The sequence below is a fragment of the Hymenobacter algoricola genome (assembly GCF_039539525.1).
In the GTDB taxonomy this organism is placed as follows: Bacteria; Bacteroidota; Bacteroidia; order Cytophagales; family Hymenobacteraceae; genus Hymenobacter; species Hymenobacter algoricola.
In genome coordinates this window covers 93,839-104,305 of sequence record NZ_BAABDH010000110.1, presented here as the reverse complement: position 1 = coordinate 104,305, position 10,467 = coordinate 93,839, and the positions used below count along the sequence as shown (strand labels likewise).

Here is a 10,467-nt window from a genome sequence, read left to right as displayed (position 1 = left end):
TGCTGGAAGCCATTCACGCGGCCGTGCAATGGATTACCAGCACCGATGCCAAAGCTTGGTTCAACCACTGTGGCTATCATGTACAGCGGTCATGAATCTGCTCTAGCATAGATAGCTCAGCGTACTAACTACAAAAAAAATAGCCCAACTGATCCATATAATAGCCGTTTCTTGCTTGAATGGGCGCTTTATGAAATAGCCTATCAGGCGTATAATCCCAAGCGTGATAATCGGAAGAAGTAAAAAGGCAATAGCTCGGCCAACAAGTGCGCTTATGAGCGATACTGCATCATCGCCTCCAACAATGGAAGGATGAAAAACAATTTGAATCACAATATTAATGACCACAGATAGCCAGAACATAATGAAAATTGTTTTTTTGGTAGGGCTTATTTTGGTAGGGTTTATCATCATGATGCTTCAGCCGCCGCTTTCGTTTGCCTGCGTGAGTTGGTCGAGGTCGTTCTGGTCGCGGGGGCGGCCGGCGGCGCGCTTAGCCCGGAGCAGATCCTGGTAATGGATCAGGCGCACGGTGAGGCCGTCTACTTCCGTGTCGAGGGCGTGCGGGTAGGCCGTGGCGAAGTCCAGACCTTTTAGGCGGGTAATGATGTCGATGGCGACGGGCGGGCGGCCGAAGGTGAAAACGTCCAGGGCCGGATTGTGCAGAAAGTTGTGTGCCGTCATATCGAACATGGGCATTCCAAAAACCTGGAACGCCTGCGCCAGCCGCGCGTAATTGTCGGCCGACTGCTCTACCCACAGATCCAGGTCGCCGGTGGTGCGGCTGTAGCCGTGCAGAATGACCGAGTAGCCGCCCACCAGCACGTAGCGCACATGCTGCTGGTGCAGGGCCAGGAGAAAGTCACGGAAATCGGCGTTGAACAGATTACTCATGGCTAGCCGGATGCGGGCGGCAGGCAAAGGCCGTGCGGTCAAGGCGGGGCGGTTGGTCGGGGTCGTAGCCGAAAGCTACGCTGTTCAGGTAAGCTGCCGCCCGCAGCCGCTCACTGGCTGTGGTGGGCTGGTGCGTAGCGTGGTACTGGGCGTTCTGCTCGTGAGAGCCGGCATGGAAGGCGGTGCGGTCGAGGCGGAAAGGCATAGAGTAAAGATATGGTAAGCAAAAATGGGAGTCTGCTTTCAAGCAACAAAAAGCGGCGCCTGATGCTTCAGGCGCCGCTTTTTGTTGCTTAAGAAGCTGCCGAATCCTAGAAATTCCGCTCCCCGGTTTCGCGCTTGCCCAGCATCACGGCCCCGACCATGGCGGCCAGGAACAGCACCGAGGCCAGCTCGAAGGGCAGCAGGTACTTCGTGTAGAGAACCAGGCCCAGCTGGCTGACCATGCCGATCTGCGAGTCGAAGGTGGCGGCGTTGTAGGTCGTGCCGGGCTGCACATCGCGCAGGGCGGCTACCAGCACCAGCAGCAACGAGCCCCCGGCCACGGCCGCGGCTACCTTGGCCAGCAGGGGCTTGTGGGGCTCGGTGTCGGCGTTCAGGTTTAGGAACATAATCACAAACAGGAACAGCACCATGATAGCCCCGGCGTACACGATGATGTTGACAGCGGCCAGAAACTGCGCGTTCAGAATCAGGTAGTGCCCCGAGAGTGAGAAGAACGTCAGGATCAGGAACAGCACGCTGTGCACCGGATTTTTGGCCAGCACCACGCCCAGTGCCGCAAACAGCGCCACGAACGACAGGAAGAAAAACAGGGAGGAAGAGGCCATTGGCGGAAAGTAGCGCGAACGTGAGAGGTAAAAATCGTCTGTCATCCTGAGCCTGCGAAGGATCTTATGCCAGTTGAACAACTCGTTCTAACGTGATAAGGTCCTTCGCAGGCTCAGGATGACAGGTGTGGTTTAGGCTGACTGGGCCATGCGCTGAGCCAGGGCGGCGGCCTGCTCGGGGGTGAGCTGGATGCCGCGGGCAGAGCGGGCGTCGGGGGCGGTGGGCTCCACGAGGCGGTCCTTGCCGTAGATGAACTCGTCGCGCTCGAAGCGGGGCGGGGCCATCTTGTCGGCCTGCAGGTAGACGGCGGCTTTCGGGCAGGCTTCCTCGCAGAGGCCGCAGAAGATGCAGCGCAGCATGTTGATTTCGTAGCTGACGGCGTACTTCTCCTCGCGGTAGAGGCCTTCCTCGCCCTTTTTCCGCTCGCCGGCGACCATCGTAATGGCTTCGGCGGGGCAGGCCACGGCGCAGAGGCCGCAGGCCGTGCACCGCTCCCGGCCGGCTTCGTCGCGCTTGAGCACGTGCAGGCCGCGGAAGATGGGGGAGAAGGGCCGCTGCTCCTCGGGGTAGCGGATGGTAATCTGCTTTTTGGTAGCTGCCCGGAAAAAGTGGCGCATCGTGATGCTCAGGCCCTGGAAGATAGCCGGCAGGTAGGCCCGCTCGGCCAGGGTCATCGGTTTCACCTCCAGCTTTTTCGCTCTATTGCTTAAGGACTGCATAGGTTCGATTACTTAATGATACCGCCCAGAATCAGGCCGCCGGTGAGCAGGATGTTGAAGATGGCCAGCGGAATCAGGATGGTCCAGCCCAGGCGCATCAGCTGGTCGTAGCGGAAGCGGGGCAGGGTCCAGCGGATCCACATGAAGAAGAAGATGAAGGCGAAGATCTTCCCGAACAGGCCCAGCAGGCCCACCACGGAAATCAGGTTCTGCGCCGACGTCAGGGCCCAACCCTGGCTGTTCACGAACCAGTCGCGCAGCTCGTACTGGAAGGGGAAGTTGAAGCCGCCGAAGTACAGCACGCTCATCACGGCTGAGGCCACGAACACGTTTACGTACTCCGAAAACAGGTACAGACCCATTTTCATGGAGCTGTACTCGGTGTGGTAGCCGCCCACCAGCTCGGTTTCGCACTCGGGCAAATCGAACGGCGTACGGTTGGTTTCAGCGAAGGCGCAGACCAGGAAGATGATAAAGCCTAAAGGCTGTTTCACGATGTTCCAGAAGTGCCACTCGCCGGCTACCGACTGCTGCAGCGTGATGTCGCGCAGGCTCAGGGTGCCCGAAATCATCAGCACGGCGATGAGCGACATGCCCATAGCCAGCTCGTAGCTGATGTTCTGGGAGCCGGCGCGGATGGCACCGAGCAGGGAGAACTTGTTGTTGGAAGCCCAGCCGCCAATCATCACGCCATACACGCCCAACGACACGATGCCGAAAATCCACAGCATGCCGATGTTGACTTCGATGCCCTGCAGGTTGAAGACGTTGTTGCCGAACTGAATTACGTTGCCGAACGGAATAACCGCCGACGACATCAGCGCCGTAATCATGGCCAGGCAGGGGCCCATAATGAACAGCGCCCGGTTGGCTCCGGCGGGGAAGAATTCTTCCTTGGTAAACAGCTTCACGGCATCAGCCAGCGGCTGCAGCAGGCCAAGCGGACCCGCGCGGTCCGGGCCCACGCGGTCCTGCAGGAAAGCGGCAATGACACGCTCCGCGTAAGTGCAATAGGTCGCAATCAGCAGCGAAACGGCGAAGACGACGAAGATAACAATGGATTGCCAGCCGAGGGTTGGTAGTTCGATCATGGTTGGTTTTTGGTTTCTGGTTTTTGGTTTTTGGCCTCTGGACTGGCGGATGTCGGAACAAAGCCAAAAACCAAAAACCAACAACTAAAAACTAATTCCCGAGGCGCATGGGAGGATTCTGTTCCAGGTCGCGGACGGAGCTTTCGGGCAGGTCGGCAATAACCTGGGCATTGAGCACGGGCAGCTCGTAGTGGTTGGCCGAGATGACCGAGGAACGGTCAATGCGGGCGGGGCCTTCGATGGTCCAGTCGGCAGTTTCCTTCTTGTCGAAGCGGCAGGTGTTGCAGATCCACTCCTTCACCTCGCCGTACTGGTCCTTGCGGGCCGTCACGCGCATCACGTCCTTGCCCTTGTACCAGAGCACCACCTTGCCGCAGCACTTCGGGTTTTCGCACCCGCGGTGGGCGTTTACGGGCTTCGTAAACCACACGCGCTGCTTGAAGCGGAAGGTTTTATCGGTCAGCGCGCCCACCGGACACACGTCGATGACGTTGCCGCTGAACTCGTTGTCGAGGATGTTCTCGATGTAGGTGCCGATTTCGGCGGCGTCGCCGCGGCCCAGCACGCCGTGTATGCGGCCCTCGGTGAGCTGGTCGGCGGTGTACACGCAGCGGTAGCACAGGATGCAGCGCGTCATGTGCAGCTGAATCAGCGGCCCGATGTCGATTTTCTCGAAGGTACGGCGCTCCTCCTCGTAGCGGGTGGTGCTCACGCCGTGCTCGAAGGCGAAGTTCTGTAAGTCACACTCCCCGGCCTGGTCGCACACGGGGCAGTCGAGCGGGTGGTTGATGAGCAGCATCTCCACGATGCCCTTGCGCACGTCGAGCACCTGCTCGGAAGTCGTATTCTCGACCACCATACCATCCTGCACCGGCGTCACGCAGGAGGCGACGAGCTTGGGCATGGGGCGCGGGTCTTTGGCCGAGCCGGCCGCCACGCGCACGAGGCAGGCGCGGCACTTGCCGCCCGAGCCTTTCAGCGGCGTGTAGTAGCACATGGCCGGGGGCACAATGCCCCCGCCGATGGTGCGGGCCGCGTTGAGGATGGTGGTTCCGTCCGGAACTTCCACCTCGATGCCGTCGAAGGTTATTTTAGCCATTGGTTCAGAGTCCAGAAATCGGCCCTTTTGAAGTTGTTCAACGTCGGTTCCCGCAGAGGTGCGCAGAGGAAACGCTGAGGTTCGCAGAGGTCGATTCTTAATTTTTAATTCTCAATTCTTAATTGCCGCTAGGCCAGCACTGCTTTGCCGGGAAACACGGCGCCGGGGCGGGTGGCTTCCTGGGGGTGGCGGATGTGCCACTCGAACTCGTCGCGGAAGTGGCGGATGGCGGCTGACACCGGCCAGGCCGCTGCTTCGCCCAAGGGGCAAATCGTGTTGCCTTCGATCTGCTTGGCCACGCTGGCCAGCACGTCGATGTCGCGCTCAGTGCCGTGGCCGTGCTCGATGCGGTGCAGGATTTTCTCCAGCCAGCCCGTACCCTCGCGGCAGGGCGAGCACTGCCCGCACGACTCGTGGTGGTAGAAGCGGCTGAAGTTCCAGGTATTGCGCACGATACAGGTGGTTTCGTCCATGGCAATGAAGCCGCCGGAACCCAGCATGGTGCCCGTCACGAATCCACCATCCGACAACGACTCGTAGGTCATCAGGCGGGGCTCGCCGGCGGCGGTTTTCAGAATCAGCTCTTTGGGCAGAATCGGCACCGACGAGCCACCTGCTACTACGGCCTTCAGCTCCCGGCCTTTCCAGATGCCGCCGCAGTACTCATCGGAGTAGATGAATTCCTCGACCGGCACGCCCATCTCGATTTCGTAGATGCCGGGCTTATTCAGGTGGCCGCAGGCCGAAATCAGCTTGGTGCCGGTGCTTTTGCCAATGCCGATTTTGGCGTACTCGTCGCCGCCCTCGTTCACGATAACCGGCACGGCGGCAATCGACTCGACGTTGTTGACCACCGTGGGGCGGGCGTAAAGGCCCGACACGGCGGGAAACGGCGGTTTGTTGCGCGGGTTGCCGCGCTTGCCTTCCAGGCTTTCCAGCAAAGCCGTTTCCTCGCCGCAGATGTAGGCGCCGCCGCCGGGGTGCACATACAGATCCAGGTCGTAGCCCGAGCCCAGGATGTTCTTGCCCAGAAAACCGGCCGCGTAGGCTTCGGCAATGGCCTTTTCCAGAATGCGCAGCACGTAGAGCAGCTCGCCGCGGATGTAGATGTATGAGGTATTGGCGCCCAGGGCGTAGGAGCTCGTAATCATGCCCTCGATGAGCAGGTGGGGCAGTTTCGACATCAGCTGCCGGTCCTTGAAGGTGCCCGGCTCCGACTCGTCGGCGTTGCAGACCAGGTAGCGCGGCACGCCCTCGGGCTTGGCCAGGAAGCTCCACTTCAGGCCCGTGGGGAAGCCGGCGCCGCCGCGGCCCCGCAGGCCCGACTTCTTCACCTCTTCCACCACCTCGTCGGGGGTCATGGTTTTGATGGCCTTCTCCACCGAGCGGTAGCCGCCGTGCTTGCGGTATACCTCAATGGTGTCGATGCCTTCAACGTTGATATGTTCGGTCAGCAGTTTGCGTCCCATAGTGTCTGAGCGGTTAGCTGGTGGCGGTTAATTGTTGGTTACGGCGTTGGGCAGGCCGGTTTCCTCCCAGGGCAGGGCGGGGCGGTGCACCATCGTGCGCAGCTCGCTCAGCATGGCGTCTACCGACTCCTCGGTGTCGAGCTGCTCGTAGTATTTCTCGCGCACCTGCACCACGGGGGCAAAGCCGCAGGCGGCCAGGCATTCCACCTCTTTCAGGGTAAACAGCCCGTCGGCCGAAGGCCCTTCACCGACTTTGGCGCCGGTGATGCGCTCCAGCTCCAGGGTCAGCTCGTCGGAGCCGCGCAGCTGGCAGGGGCCCGTGCGGCAGATTTCCAGCACGTGCTTGCCCACCGGCTTGAGGTTGAACATGGTGTAGAAGGTCGAAACCTCGTACACCTCGATGGGCTTCACGCCCAGCACCTCGGCCACCAGATCCTGCACCTCGGGCGCTACCCAGCCGCCGAATTCGGACTGGGCAATGTGCAGCACCGGCAGCATGGCCGACTTGCGCCGGTCGGCGGGGTACTGCTGGCAGATACGGTCTATTTCAGCCTGGGCCGCCGCGGAGAACCGGGGCTTAACGGGCGCGTTTGTTGTTGATTCCATTAGACAGAAAGTGCTTGTAACACTCGTTCAAGTTGAGGCTTTAACACCGGCATGTGGTCGTGGATAACGAGCCACAAGGCCTCATTATCAATGGCGAAGTATTGATGAACTACAAAGTTGCGCAAGTCCACAATGCCACGCCAATTGATTTCCGGATACTGCGCTTTAATTTCATCGGCTACGTGTCGGGCGGCTTCGCCCAAAATTTCAACTCCCCGCACGCAGGCAAAAAGCGTCCGGTGGTCAAGGTCAAATTCGGCCCGGCTTACGCCCGCTACAAACCCCTGAACCTCCGCTATAGCTTCCAGCATGTGCAAGAGACGCTGCCGACTATCAATTCGGCCCTCTTTCATACACCAATCGTTTATCGGCTTCAATGAAAGGGCGGTACAGGTGATGCAGGCCCCGGGAGGAAACGATGTCTACTTTCTTATTCAGAATCCGGGCTAAATCGGCATACATGCTAAAAAAGCTCAGACTGAATTTGCTGTAATCGATGTCCACCAGCAGGTCCACGTCGCTTTCGGCATTCGCCTCCCCGCGGGCGTAGGAACCAAACAGATACGCCTTCAGCACGGGCTGCGTGCGGAAAAACGTCCGGATGGTTTCTAGCTGCTGTTCGGTGAGGTGCATGATTAAAGACGGATTACGCGTCCAGCTCGCCGGCAATGACGTTCATCGACGACAGGGTCACGATGGCGTCGGAGAGGCTGCTGCCCACCACCATTTCGGGGTAAGCCTGGTAATAGATGAAGCAGGGGCGGCGGAAGTGCAGGCGGTAGGGCGTGCGGCCGCCGTCCGAGACGAGGTAGAAGCCCAGCTCGCCGTTGCCGCCTTCCACGGAGTGATACACCTCACCCACCGGCGCTTCAATCTCCCCCATGATGATTTTGAAGTGGTAGATCAGGGCCTCCATGTTCTGGTACACGGCCTGCTTGGGGGGCAGGTAGTAGTGCGGAGCATCGGCGTGGAAGGGGCCTTCGGGCAGGTTTTCCAGGGCCTGGGTGATGATGCGCAGGCTCTGCCAGATTTCCTCGTTGCGCACCATGAACCGGTCGTAGGTATCGCCCTTGGTGCCGATAGGAATTTCGAAGTCGAAGTCCTCGTAGCTGGAGTAAGGGTTCATGGCCCGCACGTCGTAGTCGACGCCGGCGGCCCGCAGGTTGGGGCCGGTGAAGCCGTAGTTCAGGGCTTTTTCCGCCGTAATCGGGCCCACGTTCACCACGCGGTCCATGAAGATGCGGTTGCGGTTGAACATGGTTTCAAACTCCTTCATCACCGCCGGGAAGGTCTTCAGCCAGTCGCGCAGCTTCTGGATGGCCACATCGGAGAAGTCGCGCTCCATGCCGCCCACCCGGCCCATGTTGGTGGTGAGGCGGGCGCCGCAGATTTCCTCGTAAATCTCGTACACCTTCTCCCGCTCCTGAAACACGTACAGGAAGCCGGTGAAAGCGCCGGTGTCCACGCCCAGAATCGAGTTGCAGATCAGATGGTCGGTGATGCGGGCCAGCTCCATGGCAATGACGCGCATGTACTGGGCGCGCTTGGGCACCGTCACGCCGAGCAGCTTCTCCACCGTCATGTGCCAGCCCATGTTGTTGATGGGCGACGAACAGTAGTTCATCCGGTCGGTGAGGGGCGTAATCTGGTAGAAGGGCCGGCGCTCGGCAATCTTCTCAAAGGCCCGGTGGATGTAGCCGATGGTGGGCACGCCCGAAATAATCCTTTCCCCATCCATTTGCAGGATGTTCTGGAAAATGCCGTGCGTGGCCGGGTGCGTCGGGCCCAGGTTTAGAGTCGTCAGCTCCTGGCTGAAGTCGTTGAGCGTCGGAATCAGGCCGCTGTTGTGCTGCTGCTCCTGCGCCGATTCGACTATTTTGCGGGTGCCTTCCAGCGTGTCGTTTACTGCCATTCTAGTAGTGAGTAGGAAGTATTGAGTAGTGAGTAAGGACGAAAAGTTGAAAATCAGTTCGGAGTACTAAGTACTCAATACTCGCTACTCTGTACTAAAAGGTTAGCGTCCGAAGAAAAGGTCGGTTTTGTCTTCGCGGGTGCCATCCTCCAGCGCGTATTCGCGGCGCATGGGGTAGTAGTCCATATCCTCCACATTCAGGATGCGGATCAGGTTGGGGTGGCCCGTGAAGATGATGCCGTAGAAGTCGTAGGCTTCGCGCTCCATCCAGTTGGCCGCAGCGTAAAGGTCGGTGAGCGTGGGCACCGTCGGGTCGGCAATGGGGAAGTAGATCTTAAGGCGCAGGCGCAGGTTGTTCACCAGGCTGTGCACGTGGTAGACCATGCCCAGCTCCTTGCCCTCGTTCTCGGGGTAATGGATGCCGCACATCGTGGTCAGGAAGTGGAGCTGCAACTCCTGGTCCTGCTGCAGGCCGGCTATGATTTCATGAATCCGCTCCCGGGTCGTGGTAGCCGTCAGCATGCCGTAGGGTTCCTCCACGTCGGTAAACGCGTCGGCGCCAAACAGGCGGTGCAGCAGCGCGAGCAGCTGGGCGTTCTTAGCCGCCTGCGGGTCCTGGATGGCGGCCGTTTCCTGCGCGGCAGCCGATTCTTCGGTGTTTTCAGCCATGTCTAGTATTGAGTATTTGGTACTGAGTATTGAGATACTGACTGTTTAGTCTGACTACTCAATACCCAATACTCATTACTTACTTAATGTTGTAAGAAGCCAGCAGCGCCTGGTACTCGGGGGCGTTGCGGCGGCGGATGGATTCGGTGCGGGCCAGATCCTGGACGCGCATCAGGCCGTCGATGACCTGCTCGGGGCGGGGCGGACAGCCGGGCACGTACACGTCGACGGGGATGATCCGGTCGATGCCCTGGAGCACGGAGTAGGAATCGAAGATGCCACCCGAGCAGGCGCAGGCGCCCATGGCCAGCACCCAGCGGGGCTCGGCCATCTGCTCGTACACCTGCTTCACGATGGGCGCCATCTTCTTGGCAATGGTGCCCATCACCATCAGCAGGTCGGCCTGCCGGGGCGAGAAGGAGGGACGCTCCGAGCCGAAGCGCGAAATGTCGTAGTGGGAGCCCATGGTGGCCATGAACTCGATGCCGCAGCAGGAAGTGGCAAACGGCAGCGGCCACAGCGAGTTGGCCCGGGCCATGCCCACCACCGACTCCAGCGACGTGGCGAAGAAGCCTGCGCCCTCCACCCCGTCGGGAGCCTCAGCTATTTTTATCTCAGGAACACGAATATCACTCATCGGACTTGTCGTTTTGGAAGGGAGTATTTCCCTGTTTCCGAACACCGGCGGGCCGGTAAAGGTTTGGTCAAATTGGACTTAGGCGTGGGTGCCGGTCCACTTCAGAACGCCCTTTTTGATGACGTAGGCGAAGCCCGCCATCAGCAGCGTCAGGAACACAATCATCTGCACGAAGCCGTCCCAGCCCAGGGTGCGGAAGTTCACGGCCCAGGGATACATGAAGATAACCTCCACGTCGAAGAGCACGAACAGGATGGCGGTGAGGAAGTATTTGATCGAAATCGGGGTGCGGGCGTTGCCCACCGACTCGATGCCGCACTCGAAAGACGAGTCCTTTACCGTGCTCTGGCGCTTGGGACCCACGAGGTGGGACACAATCATGGCGAAGGCGACGAAGGCAATGGCGAGGCCGAATTGCACCACAATGGGCAGAAAATCAACCGGCTGGTAATTAGTGGTTACGGCGAGCAGCATACGATTCGGCGGTTAAAGGCCCGGATAAACGGGCATTGGAGGGCAAAGGTAGCGCCTGTGGGGTTG

At 59.7% G+C, this 10,467-nt stretch carries 14 protein-coding genes; all 14 read right to left on the bottom strand.

All coding sequences use genetic code 11. The features are described from left to right. Positions 1 to 420: 420 nt before the first annotated feature. Positions 421 to 894, bottom strand: coding sequence for a hypothetical protein (locus tag ABD842_RS18975; RefSeq protein ID WP_345117361.1), 474 nt, complete (start codon positions 892 to 894; stop codon positions 421 to 423). Beyond that, entirely contained in the window at positions 887 to 1,099 is a 213-nt protein-coding gene (locus tag ABD842_RS18970; protein WP_345117359.1) for a hypothetical protein, read from the bottom strand. Before ABD842_RS18970 ends, ABD842_RS18975 begins: the two co-directional genes overlap by 8 nt. Positions 1,100 to 1,205: 106 nt before the next feature. Beyond that, a complete protein-coding gene (locus tag ABD842_RS18965) occupies positions 1,206 to 1,724 on the bottom strand; it encodes an NADH-quinone oxidoreductase subunit J family protein (protein WP_345117357.1) in 519 nt (172 codons plus the stop codon). A 132-nt stretch (positions 1,725 to 1,856) separates the two neighbouring features. Then, a complete protein-coding gene (locus tag ABD842_RS18960; protein ID WP_210114422.1) occupies positions 1,857 to 2,399 on the bottom strand; it encodes a NuoI/complex I 23 kDa subunit family protein in 543 nt (180 codons plus the stop codon). Between the two features lie 53 nt (positions 2,400 to 2,452). Next, positions 2,453 to 3,535: an NADH-quinone oxidoreductase subunit NuoH gene (gene nuoH / locus ABD842_RS18955; RefSeq protein WP_135497248.1), complete on the bottom strand. Its 1,083-nt coding sequence runs from the start codon at positions 3,533 to 3,535 to the stop codon at positions 2,453 to 2,455. A 91-nt stretch (positions 3,536 to 3,626) separates the two neighbouring features. Beyond that, the gene (locus ABD842_RS18950) at positions 3,627 to 4,634 is read right to left on the bottom strand and encodes an NADH-quinone oxidoreductase subunit G (RefSeq protein WP_135497247.1); all 1,008 of its coding nucleotides are present in this window, start codon (positions 4,632 to 4,634) and stop codon (positions 3,627 to 3,629) included. A 128-nt stretch (positions 4,635 to 4,762) separates the two neighbouring features. After that, entirely contained in the window at positions 4,763 to 6,103 is a 1,341-nt protein-coding gene (nuoF, locus tag ABD842_RS18945; RefSeq protein WP_345117354.1) for an NADH-quinone oxidoreductase subunit NuoF, read from the bottom strand. Positions 6,104 to 6,130: 27 nt separating this feature from the next. Next, positions 6,131 to 6,709, bottom strand: coding sequence for an NADH-quinone oxidoreductase subunit NuoE family protein (locus ABD842_RS18940; protein ID WP_345117352.1), 579 nt, complete (start codon positions 6,707 to 6,709; stop codon positions 6,131 to 6,133). Further along, positions 6,709 to 7,062 (bottom strand): HepT-like ribonuclease domain-containing protein, encoded by a 354-nt coding sequence (locus ABD842_RS18935; protein ID WP_345117350.1) that lies wholly within the window; start codon positions 7,060 to 7,062, stop codon positions 6,709 to 6,711. Before ABD842_RS18935 ends, ABD842_RS18940 begins: the two co-directional genes overlap by 1 nt. Beyond that, on the bottom strand, positions 7,043 to 7,342 hold the full coding sequence (locus ABD842_RS18930; protein WP_345117348.1) for a nucleotidyltransferase family protein: 300 nt from the start codon (positions 7,340 to 7,342) through the stop codon (positions 7,043 to 7,045). Before ABD842_RS18930 ends, ABD842_RS18935 begins: the two co-directional genes overlap by 20 nt. A 13-nt stretch (positions 7,343 to 7,355) precedes the next feature. Then, complete coding sequence (nuoD, locus tag ABD842_RS18925; protein WP_345117346.1) at positions 7,356 to 8,621, bottom strand: NADH dehydrogenase (quinone) subunit D; 1,266 nt, start codon at positions 8,619 to 8,621, stop codon at positions 7,356 to 7,358. Between the two features lie 102 nt (positions 8,622 to 8,723). After that, a complete protein-coding gene (locus tag ABD842_RS18920) occupies positions 8,724 to 9,290 on the bottom strand; it encodes an NADH-quinone oxidoreductase subunit C (protein WP_345117344.1) in 567 nt (188 codons plus the stop codon). A 79-nt stretch (positions 9,291 to 9,369) separates the two neighbouring features. Beyond that, entirely contained in the window at positions 9,370 to 9,927 is a 558-nt protein-coding gene (locus ABD842_RS18915) for an NADH-quinone oxidoreductase subunit B (protein WP_135497240.1), read from the bottom strand. 78 nt (positions 9,928 to 10,005) lie between these two features. Next, on the bottom strand, positions 10,006 to 10,401 hold the full coding sequence (locus tag ABD842_RS18910) for an NADH-quinone oxidoreductase subunit A (protein WP_135497239.1): 396 nt from the start codon (positions 10,399 to 10,401) through the stop codon (positions 10,006 to 10,008). Between the last annotated feature and the right edge of the window lie 66 nt (positions 10,402 to 10,467).

Excerpts from the sequence above, each read along its gene's own strand:
- ABD842_RS18940 (WP_345117352.1), bottom strand. The coding sequence starts at position 6,709 with ATGGAATCAACAACAAACGCGCCCGTTAAGCCCCGGTTCTCCGCGGCG.
- ABD842_RS18950 (WP_135497247.1), bottom strand. The coding sequence starts at position 4,634 with ATGGCTAAAATAACCTTCGACGGCATCGAGGTGGAAGTTCCGGACGGA.
- ABD842_RS18920 (WP_345117344.1), bottom strand. The coding sequence starts at position 9,290 with ATGGCTGAAAACACCGAAGAATCGGCTGCCGCGCAGGAAACGGCCGCC.
- ABD842_RS18935 (WP_345117350.1), bottom strand. The coding sequence starts at position 7,062 with ATGAAAGAGGGCCGAATTGATAGTCGGCAGCGTCTCTTGCACATGCTG.
- ABD842_RS18910 (WP_135497239.1), bottom strand. The coding sequence starts at position 10,401 with ATGCTGCTCGCCGTAACCACTAATTACCAGCCGGTTGATTTTCTGCCC.
- nuoH (WP_135497248.1), bottom strand. The coding sequence starts at position 3,535 with ATGATCGAACTACCAACCCTCGGCTGGCAATCCATTGTTATCTTCGTC.
- ABD842_RS18915 (WP_135497240.1), bottom strand. The coding sequence starts at position 9,927 with ATGAGTGATATTCGTGTTCCTGAGATAAAAATAGCTGAGGCTCCCGAC.
- nuoF (WP_345117354.1), bottom strand. The coding sequence starts at position 6,103 with ATGGGACGCAAACTGCTGACCGAACATATCAACGTTGAAGGCATCGAC.
- nuoD (WP_345117346.1), bottom strand. The coding sequence starts at position 8,621 with ATGGCAGTAAACGACACGCTGGAAGGCACCCGCAAAATAGTCGAATCG.
- ABD842_RS18930 (WP_345117348.1), bottom strand. The coding sequence starts at position 7,342 with ATGCACCTCACCGAACAGCAGCTAGAAACCATCCGGACGTTTTTCCGC.
- ABD842_RS18975 (WP_345117361.1), bottom strand. The coding sequence starts at position 894 with ATGAGTAATCTGTTCAACGCCGATTTCCGTGACTTTCTCCTGGCCCTG.
- ABD842_RS18965 (WP_345117357.1), bottom strand. The coding sequence starts at position 1,724 with ATGGCCTCTTCCTCCCTGTTTTTCTTCCTGTCGTTCGTGGCGCTGTTT.
- ABD842_RS18970 (WP_345117359.1), bottom strand. The coding sequence starts at position 1,099 with ATGCCTTTCCGCCTCGACCGCACCGCCTTCCATGCCGGCTCTCACGAG.
- ABD842_RS18960 (WP_210114422.1), bottom strand. The coding sequence starts at position 2,399 with ATGACCCTGGCCGAGCGGGCCTACCTGCCGGCTATCTTCCAGGGCCTG.